Annotated in this window: 27 protein-coding genes and 1 pseudogene; 15 read left to right on the plus strand and 13 right to left on the minus strand. The window is 63.7% G+C overall.

The features are described 5' to 3' along the window. Positions 1-513 precede the first annotated feature (513 nt). A pseudogene (locus ACRQ5Q_RS22740) lies at positions 514-618 on the minus strand (DUF3606 domain-containing protein); the annotation flags it as partial. Positions 619-897: 279 nt separating this feature from the next. Here ACRQ5Q_RS22740 and ACRQ5Q_RS22745 point away from each other — a divergent pair. The 3 genes from ACRQ5Q_RS22745 (at position 898) to ACRQ5Q_RS22755 (ending at position 2,806) form a co-directional block, all read left to right on the plus strand. After that, positions 898-1,047: a hypothetical protein gene (locus ACRQ5Q_RS22745; RefSeq protein WP_439399973.1), complete on the plus strand. Its 150-nt coding sequence runs from the start codon at positions 898-900 to the stop codon at positions 1,045-1,047. A 272-nt stretch (positions 1,048-1,319) separates the two neighbouring features. Continuing rightward, on the plus strand, positions 1,320-2,345 hold the full coding sequence (locus tag ACRQ5Q_RS22750; RefSeq protein ID WP_439375440.1) for an acyltransferase family protein: 1,026 nt from the start codon (positions 1,320-1,322) through the stop codon (positions 2,343-2,345). Between the two features lie 260 nt (positions 2,346-2,605). After that, positions 2,606-2,806: a hypothetical protein gene (locus ACRQ5Q_RS22755; protein WP_439375439.1), complete on the plus strand. Its 201-nt coding sequence runs from the start codon at positions 2,606-2,608 to the stop codon at positions 2,804-2,806. Positions 2,807-3,498: 692 nt separating this feature from the next. On the opposite strand, the gene ACRQ5Q_RS22760 is transcribed toward ACRQ5Q_RS22755, so the two are convergent. Then, on the minus strand, positions 3,499-3,705 hold the full coding sequence (locus tag ACRQ5Q_RS22760; protein ID WP_439392403.1) for a cold-shock protein: 207 nt from the start codon (positions 3,703-3,705) through the stop codon (positions 3,499-3,501). 85 nt (positions 3,706-3,790) lie between these two features. Beyond that, positions 3,791-4,075: a hypothetical protein gene (locus tag ACRQ5Q_RS22765; protein ID WP_439392404.1), complete on the minus strand. Its 285-nt coding sequence runs from the start codon at positions 4,073-4,075 to the stop codon at positions 3,791-3,793. 814 nt (positions 4,076-4,889) lie between these two features. Between ACRQ5Q_RS22765 and ACRQ5Q_RS22770 the strand changes: the two genes are divergently transcribed. Continuing rightward, positions 4,890-5,426, plus strand: a complete 537-nt coding sequence (locus ACRQ5Q_RS22770; protein WP_439392405.1) for a hypothetical protein — start codon at positions 4,890-4,892, stop codon at positions 5,424-5,426. Between the two features lie 23 nt (positions 5,427-5,449). Here the strand turns inward: ACRQ5Q_RS22770 and ACRQ5Q_RS22775 are convergent, their stop codons facing one another. Next, positions 5,450-6,727 (minus strand): hypothetical protein, encoded by a 1,278-nt coding sequence (locus ACRQ5Q_RS22775; protein ID WP_439392406.1) that lies wholly within the window; start codon positions 6,725-6,727, stop codon positions 5,450-5,452. 122 nt (positions 6,728-6,849) lie between these two features. Between ACRQ5Q_RS22775 and ACRQ5Q_RS22780 the strand changes: the two genes are divergently transcribed. Then, positions 6,850-7,077: a DUF2171 domain-containing protein gene (locus ACRQ5Q_RS22780; RefSeq protein WP_247349066.1), complete on the plus strand. Its 228-nt coding sequence runs from the start codon at positions 6,850-6,852 to the stop codon at positions 7,075-7,077. Positions 7,078-7,221: 144 nt separating this feature from the next. Here ACRQ5Q_RS22780 and ACRQ5Q_RS22785 read toward each other — a convergent pair whose 3' ends face one another. Beyond that, a complete protein-coding gene (locus ACRQ5Q_RS22785) occupies positions 7,222-7,374 on the minus strand; it encodes a hypothetical protein (RefSeq protein ID WP_439375434.1) in 153 nt (50 codons plus the stop codon). Between the two features lie 272 nt (positions 7,375-7,646). Here ACRQ5Q_RS22785 and ACRQ5Q_RS22790 point away from each other — a divergent pair, with 272 nt between their 5' ends. Continuing rightward, on the plus strand, positions 7,647-7,808 hold the full coding sequence (locus ACRQ5Q_RS22790; protein WP_439375433.1) for a hypothetical protein: 162 nt from the start codon (positions 7,647-7,649) through the stop codon (positions 7,806-7,808). Between the two features lie 91 nt (positions 7,809-7,899). Here the strand turns inward: ACRQ5Q_RS22790 and ACRQ5Q_RS22795 are convergent, their stop codons facing one another. The 3 genes from ACRQ5Q_RS22795 to ACRQ5Q_RS22805 all read right to left on the minus strand — a co-directional run bounded on the left by ACRQ5Q_RS22795 (position 7,900) and on the right by ACRQ5Q_RS22805 (position 9,418). Next, entirely contained in the window at positions 7,900-8,673 is a 774-nt protein-coding gene (locus ACRQ5Q_RS22795) for a hypothetical protein (protein ID WP_439392407.1), read from the minus strand. A 210-nt stretch (positions 8,674-8,883) separates the two neighbouring features. Continuing rightward, positions 8,884-9,108 (minus strand): hypothetical protein, encoded by a 225-nt coding sequence (locus tag ACRQ5Q_RS22800; RefSeq protein WP_439392408.1) that lies wholly within the window; start codon positions 9,106-9,108, stop codon positions 8,884-8,886. A 73-nt stretch (positions 9,109-9,181) separates the two neighbouring features. Next, complete coding sequence (locus ACRQ5Q_RS22805) at positions 9,182-9,418, minus strand: hypothetical protein (RefSeq protein WP_439375430.1); 237 nt, start codon at positions 9,416-9,418, stop codon at positions 9,182-9,184. A gap of 267 nt (positions 9,419-9,685) precedes the next feature. Here ACRQ5Q_RS22805 and ACRQ5Q_RS22810 point away from each other — a divergent pair, with 267 nt between their 5' ends. Beyond that, positions 9,686-10,033 (plus strand): DUF6481 family protein, encoded by a 348-nt coding sequence (locus ACRQ5Q_RS22810; RefSeq protein WP_439392409.1) that lies wholly within the window; start codon positions 9,686-9,688, stop codon positions 10,031-10,033. Positions 10,034-10,151: 118 nt separating this feature from the next. On the opposite strand, the gene ACRQ5Q_RS22815 is transcribed toward ACRQ5Q_RS22810, so the two are convergent. Further along, the gene (locus tag ACRQ5Q_RS22815; RefSeq protein WP_439392410.1) at positions 10,152-10,394 is read right to left on the minus strand and encodes a pentapeptide MXKDX repeat protein; all 243 of its coding nucleotides are present in this window, start codon (positions 10,392-10,394) and stop codon (positions 10,152-10,154) included. Positions 10,395-10,734: 340 nt separating this feature from the next. Between ACRQ5Q_RS22815 and ACRQ5Q_RS22820 the strand changes: the two genes are divergently transcribed. From ACRQ5Q_RS22820 to ACRQ5Q_RS22830, 3 genes are read left to right on the plus strand one after another with little or no spacing between them, the layout of a single operon-like run. Next, a complete protein-coding gene (locus ACRQ5Q_RS22820; protein ID WP_439375428.1) occupies positions 10,735-11,757 on the plus strand; it encodes a TRAP transporter substrate-binding protein in 1,023 nt (340 codons plus the stop codon). Then, complete coding sequence (locus tag ACRQ5Q_RS22825; RefSeq protein ID WP_439375427.1) at positions 11,754-12,308, plus strand: TRAP transporter small permease; 555 nt, start codon at positions 11,754-11,756, stop codon at positions 12,306-12,308. The genes ACRQ5Q_RS22820 and ACRQ5Q_RS22825 overlap by 4 nt, the downstream gene beginning before the upstream one ends. After that, on the plus strand, positions 12,305-13,663 hold the full coding sequence (locus tag ACRQ5Q_RS22830; RefSeq protein WP_439375426.1) for a TRAP transporter large permease: 1,359 nt from the start codon (positions 12,305-12,307) through the stop codon (positions 13,661-13,663). Before ACRQ5Q_RS22825 ends, ACRQ5Q_RS22830 begins: the two co-directional genes overlap by 4 nt. Positions 13,664-13,761: 98 nt before the next feature. On the opposite strand, the gene ACRQ5Q_RS22835 is transcribed toward ACRQ5Q_RS22830, so the two are convergent. Next, positions 13,762-14,445 (minus strand): GntR family transcriptional regulator, encoded by a 684-nt coding sequence (locus tag ACRQ5Q_RS22835; RefSeq protein WP_439375425.1) that lies wholly within the window; start codon positions 14,443-14,445, stop codon positions 13,762-13,764. Between the two features lie 181 nt (positions 14,446-14,626). Here ACRQ5Q_RS22835 and ACRQ5Q_RS22840 point away from each other — a divergent pair, with 181 nt between their 5' ends. From ACRQ5Q_RS22840 to ltrA, 5 genes are all read left to right on the plus strand, one after another. Further along, the gene (locus ACRQ5Q_RS22840; protein WP_439392411.1) at positions 14,627-15,250 is read left to right on the plus strand and encodes a TRAP transporter small permease; all 624 of its coding nucleotides are present in this window, start codon (positions 14,627-14,629) and stop codon (positions 15,248-15,250) included. Continuing rightward, positions 15,250-16,515 carry a TRAP transporter large permease gene (locus ACRQ5Q_RS22845; RefSeq protein WP_439392412.1) on the plus strand — a complete coding sequence of 422 codons (1,266 nt, stop codon included), beginning with the start codon at positions 15,250-15,252 and terminating at the stop codon, positions 16,513-16,515. Before ACRQ5Q_RS22840 ends, ACRQ5Q_RS22845 begins: the two co-directional genes overlap by 1 nt. 23 nt (positions 16,516-16,538) lie before the next feature. Continuing rightward, entirely contained in the window at positions 16,539-17,522 is a 984-nt protein-coding gene (locus ACRQ5Q_RS22850; protein WP_439375422.1) for a TRAP transporter substrate-binding protein, read from the plus strand. 72 nt (positions 17,523-17,594) lie between these two features. Further along, the gene (locus tag ACRQ5Q_RS22855) at positions 17,595-18,521 is read left to right on the plus strand and encodes a dihydrodipicolinate synthase family protein (RefSeq protein WP_439392413.1); all 927 of its coding nucleotides are present in this window, start codon (positions 17,595-17,597) and stop codon (positions 18,519-18,521) included. Between the two features lie 595 nt (positions 18,522-19,116). Further along, positions 19,117-20,496, plus strand: a complete 1,380-nt coding sequence (gene ltrA, locus ACRQ5Q_RS22860) for a group II intron reverse transcriptase/maturase (RefSeq protein ID WP_439368145.1) — start codon at positions 19,117-19,119, stop codon at positions 20,494-20,496. Positions 20,497-20,536: 40 nt separating this feature from the next. On the opposite strand, the gene ACRQ5Q_RS22865 is transcribed toward ltrA, so the two are convergent. From ACRQ5Q_RS22865 to ACRQ5Q_RS22875, 3 genes are read right to left on the minus strand one after another with little or no spacing between them, the layout of a single operon-like run. Further along, the gene (locus tag ACRQ5Q_RS22865) at positions 20,537-21,448 is read right to left on the minus strand and encodes a hydroxymethylglutaryl-CoA lyase (protein WP_439375419.1); all 912 of its coding nucleotides are present in this window, start codon (positions 21,446-21,448) and stop codon (positions 20,537-20,539) included. Position 21,449: 1 nt separating this feature from the next. Next, positions 21,450-23,453, minus strand: coding sequence for an acetyl/propionyl/methylcrotonyl-CoA carboxylase subunit alpha (locus tag ACRQ5Q_RS22870; RefSeq protein WP_439392414.1), 2,004 nt, complete (start codon positions 23,451-23,453; stop codon positions 21,450-21,452). 4 nt (positions 23,454-23,457) lie between these two features. After that, complete coding sequence (locus tag ACRQ5Q_RS22875) at positions 23,458-25,062, minus strand: carboxyl transferase domain-containing protein (RefSeq protein ID WP_439392415.1); 1,605 nt, start codon at positions 25,060-25,062, stop codon at positions 23,458-23,460. Between the last annotated feature and the right edge of the window lie 77 nt (positions 25,063-25,139).

Consider the following 25,139-nt stretch of genomic DNA (forward strand, 5'->3'; position numbering starts at 1 on the left):
CGATGGCGGCCGCGCCTGCGCAGGAAGCCCAAGTTCAACAGGTGCAATTCCCGGGAAGAGGCGGCGCGTGTCCGCATGGCTACGACTACAACTATTCGAACGGTCGCTGCTATCCGAACGACTATCACGCTCCCGGCGCCTACGCGAGACCTCGTTATGCCCCATACGGCTACGGCGACGGCTATTACCGACCCCACCGGCATAGGTACGCACCTGGGTATTATGACCGCTACTAGGGCGCAAGCCCGCCAGCTCGGCTGGCGCCACCAAACCGTTGCGGCAATTACACTGATTGTTCCTACTTGCCTGGCGCAAGATGAAATAGGACTGCCCTCATTCCGCAAAGTTCAATTTTGAAGCAAGCGGTGAAGCAAATCGCGCGATCGGAAGAGCCGCTCAGGCAGCCTACCCGCATATCTGGCACCCTGAGCCGCCGTCCGAGGATCAAACGTATAAAGAGAACGCTCCAGCCCGAGGGAGAGCGGGCTGGAACTGACAGCGATGGCGTCTCATCCGCCGAGCCGTCGCCCTCAACCTTCTTGCCTTCTTGACCGCCTTCTTCACTGCGGAAGCCGAGCGGCACGCTTTCTTCGCTTCGGAGCGCACCTCGTAATCCCGTGCGGTCCTGTCAGGACAGTCGCTCATTAAATTTGGGACACTGTATCTTTTTGGACTGCGGAAGTGAATCCCGAGCGGGAGGATGCCAACGGCGCGCCGCATTTAGTCTGGTGCGTCGGGCGGTCTCGGCGCGTCTCGGCTCCAGCCCCAGAGATGCCCGGGGCCGTTCGTACCGCGCAATATCCGCGGCGCACTCCTCAACGATGCGACGCGCCTCATCCAGCCGGGTCGGCTTGGGCTCGCGGCAACGCAGGGATGAATCCGCGAGTTCCGATTCGCTTGACTCCGGTCAGTGGAGTTCTACGTATCGCCCCGCCGTCGATCATCCCGAACAATCGGCTCGACAGGGGCTTCTACATCGTCCTCGAGGACTTTCGCGAAGGTGCGGCCTTCCGCGAGACCGACGAAGGCATCGACCTGCGGGAGTAATCCTTCGCGAACCATGCACGCGGCCTCGGTCCGCCCCTTCGGCTCCAGCTGGCCATCGACCGCGCCGCATCGGAATAGCCCAGCTCGCGCAAGCGCGTCTGGACCTGGACCACGCAGCCAGCATCCGGCGCCGGCGGCACGGTCCACGCAAAATGCCATGCAGTTCGAGCATGTGGAACCTCTGGTGTTTGCTTGAGGAAAATGACGGACGAACGTTGATGTTGCGAAGCAACCTGCGATACACCAGAGGCCTTGGGGCACACGAGAACGCAATGGAACCAAATTCAAGACTACCCGGCATCCAGGCCGGGCGCGCTATTGCCGCCGTTTCTGTCTTCTACTTCCATTCCTACATTGCGTTGTCGAACTTCAATCCGCAGCACCTCCTGACGTTCGACTGGTTAGCCCGGCATGGAGCCAGCGGCGTCGACCTGTTCTTTGCAATCAGCGGCTTTATCGTTTGCCACGTCGCATCGGCCAGCGACTTTGAAACCGGAGAGTTTCTGTGGAAGCGCTTCTTTCGCATCTACCCGTTGAACGCTCTGGTGACGCTTTTCATTGTGGTCTTCGTCGTTTCAGGCATACGGATTTCTGATGACGCCGATCCGCTCCACATTATCAAATCGCTGCTGATCTTCCCGCAATTCGCGCCGATCAACTCGGTAGGTTGGACGCTCGAATACGAGGTCGCATTCTACATGATCGCTGCATTGATCCTGCCGCGAGGAGGGCCCGCAGCATTGTTGGCCTACTGCGCGACATCCTTTGTGCTGTGGAACGTTCTAGATCCGCACAACGCCATAGTAAGCCGCTTCATCACCGAAAAGCATGCCGCATTCGGCGCAGGTGTCGCCGCCTATATGGTCGCCATCCGCCTTCCAAAATCCAGGGTAATCAATGATCTCTATACGTCATCATTTCTTCTAGCGTTTGCATTTGGCGTCTTCATCAGCGGACATCACTGGCTACCAGCCCGCATCCCGACGCCGCTCGCTTGCGGAATCGCGGTAGCAGGCCTCGCCATTATGCCAATCGTGCCGAAGCTCTTCGTGAAATTCGGTGACGTCTCTTACGGGTTTTACCTGATCCACTGGCCGATTGTTTGCCTGTCCCCATGGCTTACCGGCAACGACAACCTCAACCTTCACCGTGATCTTGGCGAGGTTTGGCGCTGGACCGCATTTGCCATCATCTGGACGCTGGCCGCATTGTCGTGGCGCTACGTCGAAACACCAATCAACCGATGGTCCCGAGGCCGTTCAGATGGCCGCATGAAGGATGTCGCTAAAATCGCCTAGACGTCGTCGGCGCGTAAATGTCTCCAATCACGTTGCTTCCGCGATCTTCCTTGACGTTCAGCGTCGCGCCATTGCGGTACACGCCTCGATCACGATGGTACCCACATCGACAGAATTTTCGATGTCATAACGCTGTGGCATAGCCGTTGCATCCTAAACGCCAACTGAGATTTCAGCGCTCAGTGCGAAAATGGCGCTGCCGAGACGCGTATTTCAAGCTCGGCACCGCTTTTGAGGCTCAAACCATTAGGATCTGGCTCATGGCTTACGACGCGGCCACCGTGCAAATGCTTCGTGATGTTTTGGACGAAGTCCTTTCCAGCCCGGAATTCACCCTTCAACATCAGCGGACCGCATCAGAGGTCGCCGAGCGCGTGCTCAAGCTCGCTGCCCAGGGTGAGCGTCACCCCGAGAACATCAAGCGACACTTGCGAAACGAGTTCTTTGCATCGCTGCATTGAAAGGCCCGTCAGTGCCCGGCAGGTTGGCGAAAGCCACGATTTCACTGGCCAGTTCTCCAACGTGGTCGCTCATAAAATTGAATAAATGTGCGTCGCGGCCGGTCCCTACATGCTCATGGAAATGATGGCTGCCAGCCCCACGGCGGCCGCCCCCCACGCCAGCGCATGCAACATCCAGGGCCGCATTGTCGCCTCCCAAGGGATGGAGGATGCGGGCGGCTCGCGCGCGCTACTTGAGATAAATCAAAGGCTAAAGATTAGCGCCGTTGCTGCGGCCAAGGTGAAAACACCCGCGCCAATGGCAAGCACACGCAGTAGTAGTTCTCCGCCCATGCCCCATCTTAACCTGGGTTAAGTCGGGCCGGCTATGCAGTTTGTGCCAGATTGTCCCGGAGGCAAAAGGAAGGCCCAAGCGGGTGTAGGGCGCCCGGCTTGGGCCTTACTGGGCCATCCGGTGTTGGGAACAGATGCGAGCAGAAACTCAGCAAATGTCAGTCGGTTCCGATGCACCGTAAATGACGCAAAGAAGAAGGACCGCTGCTTTTGGACAGCGGCCCCTCACCGTGCCGGGCTCAATAATTCCGGAATGAAATGCCTTCGCCAGCCCCGGCATTGCCGAGTTATCCCGACATCGCCGGTTCCAACTATAACGAATGTGAATCGACGGAATATCGGGCTGCCGGAGGGCCGCCTCAGCCGATCCGTAGATTATCGGCGGACACTTTACCACTCCGACCCGTCACCAGTTCGTAACTGACTTTGGCCCCTTCAGCGAGACCATTATAGCCAGCCTTTTGAACTGCCGAGATGTGGACGAACACGTCAGGACCACCATCATCCGGCTGAATAAATCCGTATCCTTTGGTCGCATTGAACCACTTAACAGTACCCAAAGCCACGCTAGAATTCTCCAGTTCGAAAAATCGGCCAGAACATAACTCCAGGCCAGCTTGCGGACACGACCCGTGTTTCGATCTGGCCGTTCTATCCTGAAACCGGACCGGCTAACGTTTGAAGGCTAGGCTCGATGACGGCAAGGTCCGGCTCTGTCTGTGCGATACCGCTCTTGGTTACCGCATCAGCATCAAAACACTCGGGGTGCACCCTCAGATCATCCTGGGCTGACGGATGATCTTCCCGCCTCGTCGTCTGCTGCTCTTCCAGCTTCTCTACATGCTGAAGAACCATTCGGCGCAGGTGCGGGTCTTTAATCTTCTGAAATGCCAGGATCAGACGAAACAGATCATGATGGTCGGCTGCTAGTGCCATTCGGAAATACCTTTACGACAAAACTAAAATCACTAACCCAGCATTTATGCATGTTCTTAAATGTTTATGAAGCCGCTTACTGAGGCAGCGACCTGCTTTACACGCCAATCTCTCTTGGCAGCGCTGCGCCGGCTGAGGCGGAAAGCAGCGCGTCGTTCGTGCGCTCATTGAGAGGTTAGGTTAGCTCATCCTACGAGCGCTGAAAATTAAACGGCCCCGAGTGGGGGCCGCCAACCCGTCTGATGCGGGTTTTCCTCCAGCAGTCGGGGGGGCTACCTTTTCGGCTGGGGGCACAAACCGACGCTGCAATACGCTAATGGTTCCTAGCCAATTAGATTAGCCGTCCCAGCACGCGCAACGGCCCCGCCACGGCATGGCGAGGCCGCCCTCCGGGCGAGGGTCTGGGTTGTTGAGCCCGGAGAGGCAGCCGAACCTTACGAAGCTGGACCGGAAATAGCGAGCGCCCAGAAGAGGCACCCATTCCGGACTATCCGAACTGGCCCCCGGTCTCCTTCGAAGGAACCGGGCTCGCCGCCGAGCCGGCCGAGTGGCCCCGGCCATACCCCCGCAACCGCGAGATCCGGGGCCGCCTCTCCGGGCGCTCGATCAGCACGCGGGCGCGCAATTCCTCGCCCACTCGCCTCCTCATGGCCCCAGCCGCCACTCAACCTTCTTACGGCTGCTGCCCACCTTCCTGACCGCCTTCCCGTTGAATCCGTACGGATCGCACACGGCGCCTCGGCCTTGTTGTCTTGAACGAGGCTCGCCGGAGCGAACAGGCGAGCCTCTGGAGCGCGTCATTCACCCGTTCTTCGTGTTGGCCATCTGCCGAATTGTGCGGCTCAAGCGAGCCGCCGAGCATCTGCCGGGGGCTGAAGAAATTGCCCGCGCCGTCGACTATCCCGATTCGCCCTGCTCGAAAATCCAAGCCGTCTATTCCGACTTCTTGCCGACGAGCCATCTGACGATCGGCCATCCCACGACGCTCAATTGTCAATCCATCGTCCTTCACGAACGCGTGGCGAGCCTTTGCACCGGGCCCATCAGTCCTATCTATTCGCCGGGCGACGTGCGCCCAATAAGGACCTCGATGCCACCATCCGAGTGGACGAGAATGGCAATCGCATCTGCGGTGGCCGTGATCGCGATATCATTTTTGGCAATCGACGCAGGCGTCGACGTGAACACCGGCGCGATCGCAAGGCGCGTCGAGACGGCGCGGGCATCCGTTACTGACGCCGTGGCGCGCCAGCAGGTGCTCGCCTTCGCCGTTCAGGCGTGGTCGCGGGGCGTCCACCAGAAGCCGCGCTCGGAAAAGCAGCGTTTGGAGCAGTGCCTGGCGATCGATTGATCAAGGTGCGCCGCGCCTGCGCCTCATTCCCCGGTCACCGGCTGATGCGTCCGCCACCAACCCGCAATCGCCGCGGCCAGATCATTCCAGAGCTCCGTTGGCAGATCCGGCACCGCCACCCGGACGCTGTACTCATCGGTGGTCGCGTTGTGAAACCATTCCGTCGCGGCGAAGTCGAAGCCGAAGCTGCCCGCGTGGCGGATCGGGAAGCCATCCCGGCCGAGATCGCGGCTCATCGCTTCTGCGGCGTGGCGCGCGCCGGCTTCATCGAGAGGGTGCCTGCTGCGGAGCGTGACATAGAGGCCGTGGGTGAAGTGGAGTTCGGCCGAGAGCAAGGCAAGCTCGCGCGCGAAAAGCCGGGCCGCGTGGCGGCCGTTGCGCAGGATGGCGGCGACGCGCCGCTTCGTTAAGGCCCAATAATCCGGCGTGCCCACGAAGGGCGGAAAATGCGCCGGCAACGCCGCGCTGCCGAGGAGCCGCACGACGTCACGCGTCTCCGCTGCGAGGCGCTCGGACAACGATCGCCCGGCGCCCTCCTCGCTCCCGCGGACGAACACCGCGGAGCCGAGCCGGCCGTATTCCGCGCCGAGCGAATCGAGCTTGGTGTGGCTTCGCACCATCACGACGGGTATTCCGCTTCGCCTTGCCCAGCGCAGGACACGCCGGATACGACCCGATCGGCCGGCAAAGCATGTCGTGTCGAAGATCAGGAGATCGAGACCCGAACCCTCGCAGCGCAGCGCCGCTTCGAACGCGCCGGCAGAGACGCAGGAATCCAGCAGGAGGATTCGCGGCGCGCCGGCGCCAGCCAGGGCATCGCCCAGCGTCAAGCTCAACGTGACGAGCCGCAGCTCCGGGACCAAGCGGTCGATCAGCTCCAGCGTCTCGCCGTAGGAGCCCGGCAGGACCAGGATGTCGGCGCCCGCCACGATCCGGGTGACGGCAAGGAGCAGCGCCGAGATCGCGGCCATGCCGGAGGCGGTATAGATCGTCTCGCTGCTGCAGCCATGCTCGCGTTCATAAAACGAGGGACCGTTCACCTTCAGATCCGCGCGCTGGTAGTCGTAGCTGAAGGTGAACGGGCCGCTGGTCGGAGACGCCGTGGCCGACCAGGATGTCTCCGTCGCCTTCCAGTCGTGCAGCGCGTGCTCCGCGCGCAATGCCGCGGTCAGCTGGAATTTCGTCCTGATGACCTCGTCCACCGAGCGCGGGCACGGCACGTGCCGCGGGGTGCTCAGGCAGCCATTCAGCAACCCGAGTTCATCGCGCTTCCGCTCCAGATAGGCCTTGATGGTCTCCATACGACGGTTGTCAGCTGCAACTCTCCCTTCAACGTCCGGCGCGCCTGCGGGGTCCAAACTGCGGCGCGCTACGGTGCAACGAAGATGCGTCTGCATCGTTGGAACTGCGCAAGGAGGACATCATGTCGGAAATCAGGGAACACATGAAAATCATCGGCAAGGACGGCGCGCATGTCGGCACCGTCGACCGCGTCGAGGGCAACCGCATCAAGCTGACCCGCAAGGACAGCCCGGAGGGCCACAAGGACCACCACCACTACATCGACACGAAATATGTCGGTGCGGTCGAGGGCGATGTCGTCAAGCTTTCGGTCAATGCCGACGCGGTCCCGAAGTCGGAAGCTGCGTGACAACACCAACGCCCCTTCGGAGCTTTTTGTTTGTTCACGGTCCGACTCCGCTTCGTTCGCAAAGCACGAATCGAGACCGCGAAAATCAGCGCTGCGCAAAAATTAACGGGGAGTTGCGCGTAGCGCTGATTGCGCGCGCGACCGCTAGTCCGCGGGCTCGTCGTCGCGCCGCTCGCGGGCAAGCTGATGCCAGGCGATGGCGAGTTCGATCAGCCGCTGCCGGTCGGCGCCTTCGGCCGCTGCGGCGCGCTTCATTGCGGCCTCGGCTTCGTGCTGCGGGTCGTACTTGTTGAACATGAGTCCGAGTTTAGCCGCTCGATGTGGACAAGGGCGTGGCATTTCGTCCGTATGATTGCGGAGGACCGACGTTGTTATAGCCGTTCAGACACCCTTGATTGTCGCCCCAGGGGATTTGCACTCGCGGTTTCGTCCTCATCGACGGCGAAAGGACCCCGCTTCACTCCGCGCCATCTGTGAATTGCGTCACAGCCTGCGCACGGCGTCTCGCGCTAAACAGCACCTCAGCGCGTCCCAGGAAGCGCGAGACGGCGTGAGAGGTCTTTCCCGTCATGACACAGCAAGCAACCGCCGAACCCAGGGCCCCGGCACAACGACAGCGGTCCGACCTGTTTGGCATCGCGTGCCTTGCGACGATCGGTCTCGTGACGCTGGCCTGGATCGCAGGCCTGGTCTGGGGCGCAATGGCATTCTTCAACTGGCTGGTAACTTGACGCGCGGGCGATCAGCCCTCATCCGCGCAACCCACCGGCAAGCAAAAAGGCGGGCTTTTGCCCGCCTTCGCTTCAGATCCTGCATGGAGGCTCAGTAGCACGCGCGCGGATCGGCCTGCACATACTGCCCGTTTGGATAGCGGTAGTAGCAATTGCCCTCGGCCAGATAGTAGCCCGGCCGCGAGGCGGCCGTCGCGCCGGCGATCGCGCCGGTGGCGCCGCCGAGAACCGCACCTGCGGCTGCCCCCGTTGCGTTGCCCGAGATCAGGCCGCCGAGCACGCCGCCGACAATGGCCCCGCCCAGCGCGCTTGCGCCCGGATCGGCCGGCGGCGGCGGAGGTGGCTGTTCATAGGCGACCGGAGGCGGCGCCGGGGCATAGGCCACCGGCACGTCGTCATAATACTCCTCCGAGATGTAGGCGGGCGGGCCGGCCATCCGCTGCGGATAATAATACCAGACGCCGCCGACATCCCACCACCAGCCGGAGCGGCCGTTATGGACTTCGTGACGCCAGCGCCCACCCTCCCAGGCGAGGTTGCCGCGATAGGCATGTCCGCCCCAATCACGCGCCGGCGCCGGGCCGCGCGCATAGTTGCGGCCGGGCGGCGGGCCGCCGGCGTGGTACGGACTGGGGCCGCCAGCGTGAGGCTGGCCGCCGCCGGGCGGCTGCGCGGCCCGGGCCGCCTGCTGCGGCGGTGGGCCCTTGCGCATGTTCGGATTGGTCTGGGCCGGCGCGCCGGCGGCAGGCCGGTCCGGCAACTGGCCGGCGTCCCTCGGCCTGTCCTGCGCCTGCGCCGACAGCGCGAGCAGTGACATGGCCGAAACCAAGGGAATGATGATTGTCTTGCGGCTGGACGCACTCATGCGTGCTTGCCCCCTACTCTCTCGCTTGCCGTCGTCCCCCGCGCGATAGACGATTCGCCTCGCGGCCGGGGTGATGCCGGCTGACATGACTGACCTACTTGATCGGCCAAGTGATGGACCAAAGTGATGGGCCAAGTCCCGTTACAAATGATTAAGATCACGGCAATTTTTCGGTCCCATGGGGCTGCAACCGGTGGTGCCGGACCGCCGTTAGCGCGCCGGCTCGATGACGTTGCAATTGCTCCGCCCCGACATCAGGCAGTCCTGCATCTTGCTGGCCGAGGTGAGATCGCGGGCGAGCCACCAGCCGATTCCGATGATCAGAAGCGCGATGAACAGGCCGGCGATGGCGCCGCGGCGGTTGTCCCCGGGTTGAGGCCTTCGCGGAGGTTTGGGCTTCTCGCCCGGTTCGGGCTTGGATGCAGGGCTCGACATGACAACCTGATCGCACGGGTGAGCCGGCTTATCACCTCTGCGACGTGGCGTCACATCCCGGCCGGCCCTTCGTTCAGCCCCGGGTCTGGCGGATCGCATCCTTGCGCGAGGTTTCGACGGCCGGAATCGCTTCGCGAGCCCGCGGTGCGCAGGTCGTGAGCACGAAGGCGGTCTGGCTGCACTCCCAGTCGGCGCCGAGGACGGTGTTCTCGATCGGTTGCGGACGGGCAAACAGCAATGTGGCACCCGCCAGCGCCGCCACCACGAGGATGAGTGCGAGCGCCCTGAGGCTCAGCCGGAAGATGGTCATGCCCGTGCTCCGTCTCGAATTGGGGCGGACGCTAGGCGTTGCGTCGGGGCGCCCCCTATGAGGGACATCACAATTCGGCAGTTTTTCGGGGCTACGAGAGATCGTCGGGGGAGCGATTTTTCGTCTACCTGATCGGCTGCGATTATGGGTGGCTTCGCGACGCGCGCCGATGTACACGCTTCTGCGTCGCGTTGCGCCTGCTATGCCCAGCCGACGTACCAACAGGCGCTGATGTAAGATCGAAAGCGAGGAAGACAAGGCTCGTCGATGAGTGGATTCAGGGAACCCGGCTTCGCAGACCGGCAAAAGGCGGCGCAGGACGCCCGCAAAAATCTTTTGAACAAATTCAAGTCGCAGCCGGGCCCCGATGATCCGGCGGTTGTCGCGCGCCGTGCCGAACGCGAGGCCCTTGCGGCCAAGCGCGCCGGGGCAAAGGCCGCGCGTGAGGCCGAAAAGGCCGAGCAGAAGCGTCTCGAGGAAGAAGCCAAGGCCGCCGAGGCCGCGCGGATCGCCCGCGAGGCTCAGGAAGCCGCCGAGCGGCAAGCTGTGCTCGAGGCCGAGCAGAAGGCCAAGCGCGACGCCCGTTACGCCGCCCGCAAGGCCAAGCGCAAGTAACGTTCACAAAGTCGCGTTCGTACGTCACGTTCAATTGAAGTTGAACGGGGGCATCGTTTCGGGGCGGTCCAATCGACCGCCCCCGGACTTCCTTTCGCATACGCTCCGACGACGAAGATCAGTTCTTCTTCATCATCCCGTCGTCTTTCTTCATACCGTCCTTGGACATGTGATCCTTCTTCATGCCGTCGTCCTTGGACATGGCATCCTTCTTCATGCCGTCCTTGGACATCGTGTCCTTTTTCATCATGCCGTCGTCCTTGCCCATCTTGTCCTGGGCAAAAGCGGCCGGCGACAGCGCGAGGCCAAGCGAGAGAACTGCAGCCGAGACGCCGAGCGCGATATGGGTACGAATGGTCATGGATCATCTTCCCTTCGAGATGGTGTTTGTCAGCGACGGACGCCGCTAATTGATCTCGACGGATCTGGGCGCGGACTTGTTACGGCCGCGCCACAAATTCTTGAGGCCGCGCATTCGCCGCAATCACATCCGCGGTATCAGGCCTGCACCCGGAGCGGCAGAACGGCAAGTGTGCAGCGCAACACGACCCGCACTTGCCGCAGCATTCGGTCTCGAACTATCAGATGAGAGAACATCGGGTGCAAGACCGGTTAGGATGGGCCCGAAGCCTGTCTGACAGGATCCGACCCAAATCGCACCAACAAGAACAGTTCAAAGAACCGTCCAAGGGGATCACACCATGATTACGCGCCGCCATCTGATCGCGACTGCCGTCGCCGCACCCGCCATCTTGCGCCTCGGTATCGGGACCGCGCATGCCGCCACCACGCTGAAGATCTCGCATCAATTCCCTGGAGGCACCGTCGACAAGGGCGATTTCCGCGACCGTCTCTGCCGAATGTTCGCCGCCGAAGTCAGTAAGCGCAGCAACGGCGACATCGCCGCCGAGATCTATCCGAACTCTTCGCTGATCAAGACCAACGCGCAGTTCTCCGCGATGCGCAAGGGTGCGCTCGACATCTCGCTTTACCCGATGCCATACGCCGGCGGCGAGCTGCCGGAGACCAATATTGGCCTGATGCCGGGCCTCGTCACCACCTACGACCAGGGCCTGCGCTGGAAGAAGGAGCCGGTCGGCAAGGCGCTGACCGACTTCCTCGCCGACAAGGGCATCATCCTGCTCACCTGGGTCTGGCAGGCCGGCGGCGTCGCCAGCCGCTCCAAGCCGATCGTCGCGCCCGAGGATGCCAAGGGCATGAAGGTGCGCGGCGGCTCGCGCGAGATGGACATGGTGCTGCAGACCGCCGGCGCCTCGGTGCTGTCGGTGCCCTCGAACGAGATCTACGCAGCGATGCAGACCGGCGCCTGCGATGCCGGCATCACCTCCTCCACCAGCCTGATCTCGTTCCGCCTCGAAGAGGTCGCGAAGTGCCTGACATCTGGCGCAGGCGCCTCCTACTGGTTCATGCTCGAGCCCTTGATGATGTCGAAGGCGATCTTCGACAAGTTGCCGAAGAACCAGCAGGACGTCCTGCTCACCGTGGGTCAGGAACTCGAAGCCTTCGGCCGCAAGGGCGCGCAGGACGACGATGTCGAGGTGACCAAGGTCTACGAGAAGGCCGGCGCGAAGGTCTCGGCGCTCGATGCCGCGACCGTCGGGAAGTGGCGCGACATCGCCCGCGACACCGCGTGGAAGGATTACGGCGCCAAGACCGCGACCTCGGCCAAACTGCTCAAGCTTGCTACCGACGTTGCGGCATGAGCCACGGTCCGCTTCCGGATCGTGACGACCACGCGACCGCTGGCGCGGGCACAGGCCTTGCGGCGGCGATCGATCGCGGTCTCGCCGTCCTCAACAGCACCATCGTCGTGTTCGCCGCGATCGCGCTGGTCGCAGCCTGCGCCATCCTGAGCTACAGCGTGCTCAGCCGCGCTTTGTTCAAGGCTGCCAATTACTGGCAGGACGAGGCGGCCGTGTTCCTGCTTGTCGGCGCCACCTTCATGACGGCCGCCTATGTGCAGCAGAACCGCGGTCACATCGGCATCGAGGCCTTTGTCGGCCTGCTCTCGCCGCTCGCCAACAGGATCCGGCTGTGGCTGGTCGACGCCGCGACGTTCCTGTTCTGCGCCTTCTTCAGCTGGAAGTCCTGGACGCTGGCGCATGAAGCCTATGTCGACGGCCAGGTCTCGAACTCGATGTGGTCGCCGCCGCTCGCCATCCCCTATTCGTTGATGGCGCTTGGCATGAGCCTGCTCTGCGTCCAGATTCTCGTGCAGCTCGCGCTGCCCTTTACCGGAGGCCGGCGGCCATGAGCGTGTTCGGCATCGGCCTCGCCTACGGCATCGCGACGCTGGTCATCATGTTCTCGGGCATGCCGATTGCGTTCGCGCTCGGCGCGGTCGCGGTCGTGTTCATGGGCATCTACATGCCCGCGGCCTCGCTCGATACGGTGACGCAGAACGTCTATGAGGAAATGGCCTCGATCACGCTGCTGTCGATCCCGCTCTTCATCCTGAAGGGCGCCGCGATCGGCAAGTCGCGCGCCGGCCAGGATCTCTACTCGGCGCTGCACGCCTGGCTGCATCGCGTCCCCGGCGGCCTTGGCGTTGCCAACGTGTTCGCCTGCGCGCTGTTCGCGGCGATGGCGGGCTCCTCGCCCGCCACATGCTCGGCGATCGGCTCGGCCGGCATTCCCGAGATGCGCAAGCGCGGCTATTCCGGCGGCTTTGCCGCAGGGATCATCGCCGCCGGCGGCACGCTCGGAATCCTGCTGCCGCCGTCCATCACCATGATCCTGTTCGCGGTCGCCGCCGAAAAGTCGCTGGGTCGGCTGTTCCTTGCCGGCATCGGTCCCGGCCTCTTGCTGGTCACGCTGTTCGGCGCCTATGCCGTGATCCGTTTCCGCCAGGAATACAAGGCGGCTGAGGCGATCTACAAGAACGGCGGCCCCCAGGCGGCGATCCTGACCCGCGACGAGTACACGCTGGCTGAACGCTTCAGCGTGCTGCCGCGCGTCATCCCGTTCGTGCTGCTGCTGACCGGCGTCATGATCGCCCTCTATGGCGGCTACGCCACGCCCTCAGAGACAGCGGGCCTCGGCGGCCTCCTGGCGCTGGCGCTGATCGCCGCGATCTACAGCGTGTGGCGGCCGAGCGACCTCGCCCCGATCATGACGTCGACCATCCGGGAATCGACCATGCTGATGATGATCATCGGCATGTCGCTGCTCTATTCCTACGTGATGAGCTATCTGCACATCTCGCAATCCGTCGCCGAATCCATCGTCGCCATGCACCTGCCGCGCTGGGAGCTGCTGTTCGCGATCCTCGTCATGGTCGTCGTGCTCGGCTTCTTCCTGCCGCCGGTCTCGATCATCCTGATGACGGCGCCGATCATCCTGCCGCCGTTACGCGCCGCCAATTTCGACATCATCTGGTTCGGCGTGGTCATGACCATCGTGATGGAGATGGGCCTGATCCATCCCCCCGTCGGCCTCAACATCTTCGTCATCCGCAACGTCGCGCCGGATATTCCCCTGCGCGATGTGATCTGGGGCACCCTGCCCTTCGTGCTGCTGATGATGCTGGCGGTGCTGCTGCTGTGCTTCGTGCCTGAAATCTCGACCTGGCTGCCGGACCTCGTGATGGGGCCGGACGGGAGCAGGTAGCGACACCAAAACTGCGGTAGGCTGGGTTGCGCCCTGTAGATTCGCTTCGCGCATCTGCAGGGCTGACGCACACTACGAACTACGCGCCTTTTCCCACCCTACGATTTCTCCTTCCGCCGCGCCTTCGGCGCGTTCGCCACCACTTGCAGCAGATCCTTGCGCACGGCCTCGATGTGCCGCTCCAGGAAGCGGCAGGCCTCCTCCACCTTCTGCGCGCGGCAGAGCGCGATCAACTGGGCGTGCTCCTTCTCGGCAATCCCCATCGCCTTGGTGTTGGAAAGCTGCAGCCGCGTATAGCGGTCGCTGGTCTGCAGCAGCGACAGGACGATCGCGCGCGTGCGCGGCTGCGGCGCGTGGACGTAGAGCGCCATGTGGAAGTCGGCGTTGAGCTGCCCCCATTCGCTGACATTGCGCGCCTTGATCGCCTTCTCGAAGCTCTTGTGGATGTCGTCGAGCCCCTCGAAATCGTCGGCAGTAAAGCGTGGCGCCGACTGTGCCAGCAATCGCGGCTCCAGGATGCCGCGCAGGTCGAACACGTCGTTGATCTCGTCCAGTGACAGCTCCGAGACGATGGCGCCCTTCTGCGGCACGATCCGCACCAGGCCCTCGGCCTCGAGCTGGAACAGCGCCTCGCGCACCGGGATACGGCTAACACCATAGGCATCCCCGAGCGCATCCTGGCGCAGCTGCGATCCGGCCGGATAGGTGCCGTCGAGGATCGCCTGCCTGAGCTGGTCGACGATTGCCGCCGACAGGGTGCGATGCTTCAGGGGCTGTTTCATCTGACCTTCCGTCCTGCTTGCCGACTCGTCCGTCCCAAGCGGTCCCTGTCTTGCATGTTGAGCTGCCCAACAAAAGCGCGCCCTGCCGCCGATTTGACCGCAATCTCCGTTTGACTCTCAAATTGTATAAATTATACATTTGGCCATCGCACGACAAATCTTCGGGGTTGGGGCCTCTTTCATGATCGAGCAGACCATGCCGGCCACGCGCGCACTCAGCCTCCGACGTACGATCGTCCGGATGTCGAGCGCCCTGCTCGCCTTCGAGCGTCTGGCGCTGATGGGACTGATGTATCTGCTCACCGGATTGATCCTGGTGAACGTCGTCACCCGCTACGCGCGTTTTCCGATCTACTGGATCGATGAATGCGCTGTTTATTGCGTGGTCTGGCTGACCTTCATCGGGGCCTCCGCGATGACGCGGCTGCGGCTCGATTTCGCGGTGACGATGCTGACGGAGCGGCTATCACCCCAGCACCAGAAGATCGCCAAGGTGATCTCGACCGGCCTTGTGGTCGTGTTCGGCGTCGCCCTGACCATCACCTGCGTGCTCTGGATGGACCCGGTTGGGCTCGCGCGCGCGGGCTTCGACGGACGCAAGCTCGCGGCTGAAACCTTCAACTTCCTCTACACCGAGCACACCCAGACGCTGAACTGGCCGACCTGGGTGCTTTATCTGACGCTGCCGATCTTTGCGGTGTCGATGACCGTGCACGGCCTCGCCAATCTGCTGGAAGATCTCGAGCTGGTGCCGCGCACGCCGCCGAAAGGCTTCCAGCTCTCCGAGCTCGACGGGGTCAACTGATGGTCACGTCCGCCGCCTTCGTCGCGTTCATGCTGGTCGGCGTGCCGATCGGGCTCTGCCTGTGCCTTGCCGGCCTCGTCTACATCGCCGCCTCCGGCAATCCGGTGCTGTTCCAGTCCTATCCGCTGCAGCTGTTCGGCGGTGTCGACAGCTACGGCCTGATCGCGATTCCGCTGTTCATCCTGATCGGTGAGATCATGAACGGCGGCGGCATCACGCGGCGCATCGTCGACATGGCGATGGCCTTCGTCGGCTCGCTCAAGGGCGGGCTCGCCTACGTCAACATCCTCGCCAACATGTTCATCTCCTCCATCCTGGGCTCCGCGACCGCGCAGGTCGCGATCATGGCTCAGATCATGGTCCCCGAGATGGAGAAGAAGGGCTACGACAAGACCTTCGCGGCGGGCCTCACCGCCTATGGCGGCATGCTCGGCCCGATCATCCCGCCCTCGGTGATGTTCGTGGTCTACAGCGTGCTGGCGCAGGTCTCGGTCAGCGACATGCTGATCGCCGGCATCGTGCCGGGCGTCATCCTCACCGTGATGTTCTGCCTCGTCATCGCGCTGATGGGATACATGTACAACTATCCGCGAGCCGACTATCAGACGCCGCGGCAGCGCCTGATGACGATCCTGCGGACCTCGCCGACGCTGCTGATCCCGATCGTCATCGTCGGCACGATTCTGAGCGGCCTCGCCAACGCCACGGAATCCGCTGCCGTCGGGGCCGTTGCCGCGGCGCTCGTCGGCAAATACTGGACCAGGGAGTTCGAGTTCTCGCAGCTGCCGCAGATGATGCTGCGCAGTGGCATCTATTCGGCGATCGTGCTGTTCCTCGTTGCCGCCGCGGCCGTGTTCTCCTGGGTTCTGATCTTCGGCAAGGTGCCGCAGGAAACCGCCGGCTGGATCCAGTCCGCCGCCAAGGACCCGATCAGCTTCATGCTGATCTGCAACGTCATCCTGCTGATCATCGGCACCGTGATCGACGGTATTCCCGGCCTCATCATGACGGTGCCGATTCTGCTGCCTGTTGCAACCGACGTCTATCACATCGATCCCCGGCAGTTCGGCGTCGTCGTGGTGATCAATCTCGTGCTCGGCCTTTTGTCGCCGCCGGTCGGACTCTGCTTCTTCGTCGCGGCCGCCGTCACCGGCGCCAAGCCCGGCAAGATGTTCATGGTGACGCTGCCCTTCTTCGTCATCTCCTGCGTCCTCCTCGTGCTGCTCTCGCTCTACCCCTCGCTCTCGCTGATCCTCGTCAAATAGGCCCGTACAAAGGAAGCCCGACCATGCCGCTTTCACGCCGCCGCTTTCTCGCCGCCAGTGCCGCCGCATCGGTGTTCGCGCCGTCGCTGGCGCTCGCCCAGGCCAAGGAATTCCGCCTCGGCCTGATCACGCCCAACGGCCATTCCTGGAACAAGGCCGCGCTCAAATTCGGCGACGAGCTCAAGGCCGCAACCAACGGCCGTCTGACCCTGACCGTGTTCCACTCCGGCCAGCTCGGCAACGAGCCCGCGATGATGCAGCAATTGCAGTCTGGCGCGCTCGACATGGGCTTCATCCAGGCGGCCGAGCTCGGCTCGCGCGTGCCGCATGTCGCGGCGATCAACGCGCCCTACATCGTCCGATCGACCCCGGCGGTGGCGAAATTCGTGCGGCATCCGGCGGCCCTGAAACTATTCGAGGTGCTGCCGCAGGAGACCGGCACGATCGGCCTCGGCTGGGGCATCACCGGCATGCGCGCCGTGTTCTCGTCCAAGGACCTGAACACGCTCGCCGACATCAAGGGCATGAAGCTGCGCATCAATCCGACCCCGGTCTATCGCGATTTCTATTCTTCGCTTGGCGCCGCGCCGACGCCGATCCCGACGCCGCAGGTGTTCGACGCCATGGCCAACGGCCAGGTCGACGGCCTCGAGGCCGATCTCGAATTCTCCTGGAACCAGCGTTTCGACAAGGTGTCCAAGGTCATTCTCCAGATGAACGCGGTCTTCATGCCGATGGCGGCGGTCGTCTCCGGCCGGGTCTGGCAAACGCTGCCCGCGGCCGACCGCGAGCTGATCACCAAGACGATCAAGTCGACGCTGGATGCGCAGATCGACGAGCTCGCGGGCAACGAGCCGGCGCTGATCGAGAACTTCAAGAACGCGCCGATCCCGATCCGCCAGGTCCCGGCCGGCGATACCGAGGCCGTCATCGCCGAGTTCGACAAGATCTGGCTGCCCAAGGCACCCGTCCTCGCCGAGCTGCGCAAGGTCGGCGCGACGCTCTAATCCCATCCGCCATCCCTTTCACAACTGCCGGCGGCTCCAGCCCTCGCCGGCATATTTACCCGGAGTCAAACCATGAGCCGCCGCGTTGCCTGGGAAGGCGTCTTCCCGGCCGTCACCACTCAATTCCACGACGATCTCTCGCTCGATATCGACGCGACCGCCAAGGTGATGGACGGATTGATCCGCGACGGCGTCTCCGGCCTGATCGTCTGCGGCTCGGTCGGCGAGAACACCTCGCTCGAGCGCAAGGAGAAGGTCGCGATCATGGAAGCGGCCAGGTCGGTCGCGAACGGCCGCGTGCCCGTGCTGTGCGGCATCGCCGAGTTCACGACCGCGTTTGCGGTCGAGACTGCAAAGGAAGCCGCGCGCGTCGGCATCGATGGCGTGATGGTGATGCCGGCGCTGGTCTATTCCTCCAAGCCGCACGAGACCGCCGCGCATTTCCGCGCCGTCGCCAGTGCGACCGACCTTCCCGTGATGCTCTACAACAATCCACCGATCTACAAGAACGACGTCACCCCGGACATCCTGGCCTCGCTCGCCGACGTCGAGACCGTGGTCTGCTTCAAGGATTCCTCGGGCGACACGCGGCGCTTCATCGACACCCGCAACATGGTCGGCGACCGCTTCGTGCTGTTCGCGGGCCTCGACGACGTCATCGTCGAGAGCGTCGCGATGGGTGCCGTGGGCTGGGTCTCGGGCATGTCGAACGCCTTCCCGCGCGAGGGCGAGACGCTTTTCCGCCTCGCCAAGGCCGGCCGCTTGGCCGAAGCCATGCCGCTCTACGAATGGTTCATGCCGCTGTTGCATCTCGATGCCCGCCCGGACCTCGTCCAGTGCATCAAGCTCTGCGAGCACATCATGGGCCGCGGCACCGCGCTGACCCGCCCACCACGCCTCGCACTGCTGCCGCAGGAGAAGGCCGAGGTCGAGGCCATGATGGTCAAGGCACTGAAGAACCGGCCGCAGCTGCCCGATGTCGGCCTGAAGGCGGCCTGACGAAAGCTGTCTCTGTCGTCATTGCGAGCAGCCCTTGCGACGATGCAATCCAGAAACTTTCCCCGGAGGGACTCTGGATTGCTTGTGCGCCAGGCAAGCTGGCGTGGTCCAACCGGTGGAAGTCCGGTCCGGGTAAGCGGTAGCGAGCGCCCGGTAGTGAGTGTTGCGTGGCCGTCGGCAACGGCGGCTGCGAAGCGTACACAACGATGCTGTGGGGTGGGCTATTGAGCCGCGAAAGACAGAAACTCGCAGAGGCCGAGCCGGTAAGCAACGTCGAAGGCAACATGTGCGGCGCCGTTATGCGAGGCGCTGACGCTCTGCCGTGGTCGAAGACCCCATCACGCAGCAAAGGACCGCGTCGGAACCTGGGAGGTCCCGCATCTGACCGATGGCAACATGCCCCCAAGGTCCGCATCGGGAAGGCGAGGAGCCAAAGCCGATGACGAACGGATGCGGGAAGTCGGACGCGGCCGTAGTAGCGTCGAAGCCTGCGAACGAAGCGGAGCGATCCGCGGAGGAGTTGGTGGAGCGAAGGGCCGCGACCAAGGGGAATGCGGACCAGCAAAGCACGCCCCGGACGCCGAGCCGGACAAGCGTGACACAGGCGTTGGAACGCATACGGCGAACTGCAAGGGAAAGGAAGAAGGAGAGGTTCACTGCGCTGCTTCACCACATCACGCCTGAACTGCTCGAGGCGGAGTTCTTCGCGCTGAAGAAGCATGCCGCGCCGGGTGTGGACGGAATGATGTGGCGGGACTACGAGCAAGACCTCAAGGCCAATCTTGAGGACCTGCATGCTCGTGTTCACCGGGGAGCGTACCGGCCGCAGCCGTCGCGGCGGGTCCATATCCCGAAGCAGGATGGGCGGCAGCGACCGCTGGCGATTGCGTCCCTCGAGGACAAGATCGTTCAGCGGGCAACCGCTACGGTGCTCAACGCGATCTACGAGGAGGACTTCCTCGGGTTCTCGTATGGGTTCCGGCCCGGGCGCAGCGCGCACGATGCGATGGATGCGCTGCTGGTCGGAATCGAGAGCCGGCGGGTGAACTTCATTGTTGACGCCGATATCCGCTCGTTCTTCGACATGGTGGACCAGGAATGGCTCATCCGCTTCGTCGAACATCGGACCGGCGACCAGCGTATCATCCGTCTGATCCGCAAATGGCTCAAGGCGGGTGTTCTCGAAGAAGGAACGGTCAGGGTCAGCGAACAGGGGACGGCACAAGGGGCGGTGATCTCGCCGCTGCTTGCCAACATCTACCTGCACTATGCCCTCGATCTGTGGGCCGAACGCTTCAGACGGCGCGAGGCCGCGGGTGACATGATCATCGTGCGCTACGCTGACGACTTCATCGTCGGCTTCGAGCATGAGAATGAGGCCCGGCACTTCCTCGAAGAATTGCGCAAACGGCTGCAGGAGTTCGCGCTGTCACTGCACCCTGAGAAAACCCGGCTGATCGAGTTCGGACGTCATGCGGAGGACAACCGCAGGCGGCGCGGGCTCGGCAAGCCGGAGACCTTCAACTTCCTCGGCTTCACCTTCATCTGCAGCCGATCCAAGCAAGGCAAGTTCCAGATCAGGCGCAAGTCTCGCAAAGACCGCATGCGGGCGAAACTGCAAGCCGTGAAGCAGGGAATGCGACGGCGTATGCACCAGTCGGTGCTCGAACAGGGCAAATGGCTGCGGCAGGTCGTTACCGGGTACTTCAACTACCACGCGGTACCGACCAACAGCCGAGCGCTCAGCGCCTTCCGCTACTTCGTCACCGAACAATGGAGGCGGATGCTTCGGCGCCGCAGCCAGATTGACGGGACCACGTGGCAGCGGGTCGCGCGGCTTGCCTCCGACTTGCTCCCCAAGCCACAAATCCTCCATCCTTGGCCCCGAACACGCTTCACCGCTACTCACCCGAGGTGGGAGCCGTATGCGGGAAAGCCGCACGTACGGATCTGTGCGGGGGGCGCCCAGCAATGAGCGTCCCTACCGCGACCGCTGCGCTCGCAGCGACGGAGAACTAGGAGGCAGCGCGCTTCTTCTTCGCATTCAACGCGGACGCCACGCGGCTCACCGGCGGCTTGCCAAGAACGCCGCTCATCGCATTGGTCGCCGCCAGCAGCTTCTCCATATCCACGCCGGTCCTGACGCCCATGCCTTCGAGCATGTAGACGACATCCTCGGTCGCGACATTGCCGGTCGCGCCCGGCGCGTACGGACAGCCGCCGAGGCCGCCGGCGGCGGCATCGATGACGCGGACGCCCTCTTCCATTCCGGCGTAGAGATTGGCGAGCGCCTGGCCGTAGGTGTCGTGGAAATGCATCGCGAGTTTTGCGGGCGGGATGTTGGCGGCTACCGCGCGCAGCATGTCCTTCGCCTTATCAGGCGTGCCGACGCCTATGGTGTCGCCGAGCGAGATCTCGTAGCAGCCGAGATCCCACAGCGTGCTCGCGAGATCGGCCACCGCCTTCGGCTTGATCTCGCCGTCGAACGGGCAGCCCAGCACGCAGGAAATATATCCGCGCACCTTCACGCCATCGGCCTCGGCACGCGCCAGCACCGGCTTGAACCGCTCGATGGATTCCGCGACGGTACAGTTGATGTTGGCGCGCGAAAAGCCTTCGGAAGCCGCCGCAAACACGGAGACCACCTTCGCGCCGGCAGCGCGGGCGGCGTCATAACCCTTCTCGTTGGGCACCAGCACGTGGAATTCGGCGCCCTTGATGTGGCTGACGCCGCGCAGCACGGCGTCGGAGCTCGCCATTTGCGGGATCGCCTTGGGCGACACGAAAGCGCCGACCTCGACCGTATCGAGGCCGGCCCCGACCAGCGCCTCGACGAAGGCGATGCGGGCCTCGACGCCGACCGGCGTCTTCTCGTTCTGGAGGCCGTCGCGCGGCCCCATCTCGATGATGCGGACCTCGTCGCTCATCTCACTCTCCCGAAGGTTCGACCACGGCGAGCTCGACGCCCTCCTGCACAATATCGCCGACCCCGCACTTGATGGATTTGAGCACGCCGGCATAGGGTGCCCGCAGCGTCTGCTCCATCTTCATCACTTCGAGCGTGAGGATCGGCGCGCCCTTGTCGAGCTTGGCGCCTTCCTCGGCCAGCACGGCGACGACCGTGCCCGGCAAGGGTGCGGCGATCTTGTCCTCGCCGACGTGCTCCTCGCTCTCGCCGCCGAACGGATCGACCCAGTGCAGGTCGAAGCGGCCGTTGCGCGTCCGCAAGTACAGCTCGTGGCCGTCGATCACGGCGGCCACGGACGATTTCACGCCGTCGAGCGACAGATCGAAGCCGCCATCCTTCGCCGCAATGGTGAACGCCAGCTCGCGCTCGCCGATCACCAGCGTCGATGGCCCGCTGCCATAGTTCAGAACAATCTTCTGCTCCGGTCCATGGCCGACGCGGAACGCAAAGCTGCGCTGGCGGCGGCCGACCGGCTGCCAGCCGAAGGTCTGCCAGGGCGAACTCGCCTCGGTCTGCGCGGTCTGCCGCTCCTCATTGACGATCGCGGCCACCGCAGCGCAGAGCTCGAGTTCGCCGGGCGCAGGCGCCGCCGACGTCAGCACCGCCAGCTCGCGCTCGATGAACCCAGTGTCGATCGCATTCGCGCGTACCTTCGGGTGCGTGATCAGCGACGAGAGGAACGGGATATTGGTGACGATGCCGCGGACGTCGGACTGTTCCAGGCCGCGGTTCAGGCGATCGATCGCAACGTCCCGCGTCGGGGCCCACGCTATCGTCTTGGCCAGCATCGCATCGTAGTAAGGCGAGACCGTATCGCCCTCGCGATAGCCGGCATCGATGCGCAGGCCCCCGGTCTCCGCCGGCATGCGCCAGGTCGAGATTTTTCCGACCGACGGCATGAAGTTCTTGGTCGGGTTCTCCGCGTAGACGCGCGCTTCGATCGCATGGCCGTTGAGGCGGATCTCGTCCTGCTTCAAGGGCAGCGCCTCGCCGAAGGCGACGCGCAGCTGCCATTCGACCAGGTCGATGCCCGTGATCAATTCGGTCACGGGATGCTCGACCTGGAGGCGAGTGTTCATCTCGATGAAAAACACGTCCTTACCGTCGGAGACGAACTCGATGGTGCCGGCGCCGACATAGTTCACGGCGCCCGCCGCTTTGCGCGCCGCGGCGCAGACCGTCTCGCGCTGGGCGGCGTTCAGCGTTGGCGACGGCGCCTCTTCGATCACCTTCTGGTGCCGGCGCTGCAGCGTGCATTCGCGCTCGAACAGCGAGAGCAGATTGCCGTGGCTGTCGCCGATGATCTGCACCTCGATATGCCTGGGATTGTCGACGTACTTTTCGATCAGCATGCGGTCGTCGCCGAACGCAGCCAGCGCCTCCCGCTTGGCGCTGACGATCGCAGGCCCGAGCTCGGCCGCCGAGCGAACGATGCGCATGCCGCGGCCGCCGCCGCCGGCGGAGGCCTTCACCAGCACGGGGAAGCCGATCTTGTCCGCGGCTTTCGCAAGCGTCGCTTCGTCCTGGGCTTCGCCATGATAGCCGGGCACCAGCGGTACGCCGGCTTTCTCCATCAGCTCCTTTGAGCCGGATTTCGAGCCCATGGCCGTCATCATGCCGGCGGTCGGGCCGACGAACACCAGCCCGGCGTCCAGGCAGGCCCGCGCGAACTCGGCATTCTCCGACAGGAAGCCATATCCGGGGTGAACCGCCTCAGCCCCGGTCTTTTTCGCGGCCTCGATCAGCCGCTCGGCATTGAGATAGCTGTCGCGGGCGCGTGCAGGCCCCAGCAGCACGGCCTCGTCCGCAAGCGCGACATGCATCGCGTCGCGGTCGGCCTCGGAATAGACCGCGACCGTGCGCAGGCCCATGGCGCGCGCGGTGCGGATGACCCGGCAGGCGATCTCGCCGCGGTTGGCGATCAGGAGGGTGCGAAAACGCCGGTAGAGCATCGAGCGGTCCATCGCATCACATCCTGAACAGGCCGAATTTCGTCGGCTCGATCGGCGCATTCGACGCCGCCGAAAGGCCAAGGCCGAGCACGAGGCGCGTGTCGGCGGGGTCGATCACGCCGTCGTCCCAAAGGCGTGCGGTGGCGTAGTACGGGTGCCCCTGGCTCTCATATTGCGCGCGGATGGGTTCGCGGAATTCATCTTCCTCTTCTTTCGACCAGCTGTCGCCCTTGGCCTCGATGTTGTCGCGGCGGACCTGGCTCAGCACCATCGAGGCCTGCTCGCCGCCCATCACCGAGATGCGCGCATTCGGCCACATCCAGAGGAAGCGCGGCGAATAGGCGCGCCCGCACATGCCGTAATTGCCGGCACCGTAGGAGCCGCCGATCACGACGGTGAATTTCGGCACCGAGGCCGTTGCAACCGCCGTCACCAGCTTGGCACCGTCGCGCGCGATGCCGCCGGCCTCGTACTTCTTGCCGACCATGAAGCCGGTAATGTTCTGCAAAAATACCAGCGGAATGCCGCGCTGGCAGCACAGCTCGATGAAATGCGCGCCCTTCAGCGAGCTCTCGCTGAACAGGATGCCGTTGTTGGCGATGATGCCGACCGGATAGCCCCAGATATGGGCGAACCCGCACACCAGCGTCGTGCCGTAAAGCTTCTTGAACTCGTCGAATTCGGAGCCGTCCACGACGCGGGCGATGATGTCGCGGACATCGAACGGCTTGCGGCCGTCGACCGGCACCACGCCATAGATCTCCTCTGCCGCGAACAGCGGGTCGCGCGGCTTCTGCATGTTGAGGTTCGGCCGCACCGACGGTTTCAGCGTGCCGACGATGCGGCGGGCGATCCCGATCGCATGGGCATCGTTCTGGGCGTAGTGATCGGTGACGCCTGACTGCCGCGAATGCACGTCGGCGCCGCCGAGCTCTTCGGCGGTCACGACCTCGCCGGTCGCGGCCTTCACCAGCGGCGGGCCGCCGAGGAAGATGGTGCCCTGGTTGCGCACGATGATGCTCTCGTCCGACATTGCCGGCACATAGGCGCCACCGGCGGTGCAGGAGCCCATCACGATGGCGATCTGCGGAATGCCTTGTGAGGACATCTGCGCCTGATTGTAGAAGATCCGGCCGAAATGCCGCTCGTCCGGAAAGATCTCGTCCTGCAGCGGCAGGAAGGCGCCGCCGGAATCGACCATGTAGACGCAGGGCAGATTGTTCTGCCGCGCGATGTCCTGCGCGCGCAGGTGCTTCTTCACGGTCATCGGGTAATAAGTGCCGCCCTTGATGGTGGCATCATTGGCGACGATCACGCATTCCCGGCCCGAGATGCGTCCGACCCCGGTGACGACGCTCGCCGAATGCACGTCGCCGCCATAGAGGCCATAGGCCGCAAGCGGCGACAGCTCCAGGAACGAGGTGCCGGGATCGACCAGGAGGTCGACGCGCTCGCGCGCCAGCATCTTGCCGCGCGCGGTGTGGCGGGTGCGCGAGGCCTCGCCGCCGCCGCCGGCAACCTGGCTGAGCTTTTCGCGCAAATCCGCGACGAGGCCGCGCATCGCCTCGGCGTTTCGCGCAAAGTCCGACGAAGAAGGATCGATGCTGGAATGGAGCGGCATGCAGGTCCCGCGTGGCTGGTGATGTCTGAAGAGGCCGCGGACAGGTTGGACCAGTTCCGCGGCAATTCCAATTGGAA

This window comes from Bradyrhizobium sp. PMVTL-01, from assembly GCF_051861855.1.
In the GTDB taxonomy this organism is placed as follows: domain Bacteria; phylum Pseudomonadota; class Alphaproteobacteria; order Rhizobiales; family Xanthobacteraceae; genus Bradyrhizobium.

Coding starts and splice junctions, on each gene's coding strand:
- ACRQ5Q_RS22750 (WP_439375440.1), top strand. CDS start 1,320: ATGGAACCAAATTCAAGACTACCCGGCATCCAGGCCGGGCGCGCTATT.
- ACRQ5Q_RS22755 (WP_439375439.1), top strand. CDS start 2,606: ATGGCTTACGACGCGGCCACCGTGCAAATGCTTCGTGATGTTTTGGAC.
- ACRQ5Q_RS22765 (WP_439392404.1), bottom strand. CDS start 4,075: ATGGCACTAGCAGCCGACCATCATGATCTGTTTCGTCTGATCCTGGCA.
- ACRQ5Q_RS22775 (WP_439392406.1), bottom strand. CDS start 6,727: ATGGAGACCATCAAGGCCTATCTGGAGCGGAAGCGCGATGAACTCGGG.
- ACRQ5Q_RS22780 (WP_247349066.1), top strand. CDS start 6,850: ATGTCGGAAATCAGGGAACACATGAAAATCATCGGCAAGGACGGCGCG.
- ACRQ5Q_RS22785 (WP_439375434.1), bottom strand. CDS start 7,374: ATGTTCAACAAGTACGACCCGCAGCACGAAGCCGAGGCCGCAATGAAG.
- ACRQ5Q_RS22790 (WP_439375433.1), top strand. CDS start 7,647: ATGACACAGCAAGCAACCGCCGAACCCAGGGCCCCGGCACAACGACAG.
- ACRQ5Q_RS22795 (WP_439392407.1), bottom strand. CDS start 8,673: ATGAGTGCGTCCAGCCGCAAGACAATCATCATTCCCTTGGTTTCGGCC.
- ACRQ5Q_RS22800 (WP_439392408.1), bottom strand. CDS start 9,108: ATGTCGAGCCCTGCATCCAAGCCCGAACCGGGCGAGAAGCCCAAACCT.
- ACRQ5Q_RS22805 (WP_439375430.1), bottom strand. CDS start 9,418: ATGACCATCTTCCGGCTGAGCCTCAGGGCGCTCGCACTCATCCTCGTG.
- ACRQ5Q_RS22810 (WP_439392409.1), top strand. CDS start 9,686: ATGAGTGGATTCAGGGAACCCGGCTTCGCAGACCGGCAAAAGGCGGCG.
- ACRQ5Q_RS22815 (WP_439392410.1), bottom strand. CDS start 10,394: ATGACCATTCGTACCCATATCGCGCTCGGCGTCTCGGCTGCAGTTCTC.
- ACRQ5Q_RS22820 (WP_439375428.1), top strand. CDS start 10,735: ATGATTACGCGCCGCCATCTGATCGCGACTGCCGTCGCCGCACCCGCC.
- ACRQ5Q_RS22825 (WP_439375427.1), top strand. CDS start 11,754: ATGAGCCACGGTCCGCTTCCGGATCGTGACGACCACGCGACCGCTGGC.
- ACRQ5Q_RS22830 (WP_439375426.1), top strand. CDS start 12,305: ATGAGCGTGTTCGGCATCGGCCTCGCCTACGGCATCGCGACGCTGGTC.
- ACRQ5Q_RS22835 (WP_439375425.1), bottom strand. CDS start 14,445: ATGAAACAGCCCCTGAAGCATCGCACCCTGTCGGCGGCAATCGTCGAC.
- ACRQ5Q_RS22840 (WP_439392411.1), top strand. CDS start 14,627: ATGATCGAGCAGACCATGCCGGCCACGCGCGCACTCAGCCTCCGACGT.
- ACRQ5Q_RS22845 (WP_439392412.1), top strand. CDS start 15,250: ATGGTCACGTCCGCCGCCTTCGTCGCGTTCATGCTGGTCGGCGTGCCG.
- ACRQ5Q_RS22850 (WP_439375422.1), top strand. CDS start 16,539: ATGCCGCTTTCACGCCGCCGCTTTCTCGCCGCCAGTGCCGCCGCATCG.
- ACRQ5Q_RS22855 (WP_439392413.1), top strand. CDS start 17,595: ATGAGCCGCCGCGTTGCCTGGGAAGGCGTCTTCCCGGCCGTCACCACT.
- ACRQ5Q_RS22865 (WP_439375419.1), bottom strand. CDS start 21,448: ATGAGCGACGAGGTCCGCATCATCGAGATGGGGCCGCGCGACGGCCTC.
- ACRQ5Q_RS22870 (WP_439392414.1), bottom strand. CDS start 23,453: ATGGACCGCTCGATGCTCTACCGGCGTTTTCGCACCCTCCTGATCGCC.
- ACRQ5Q_RS22875 (WP_439392415.1), bottom strand. CDS start 25,062: ATGCCGCTCCATTCCAGCATCGATCCTTCTTCGTCGGACTTTGCGCGA.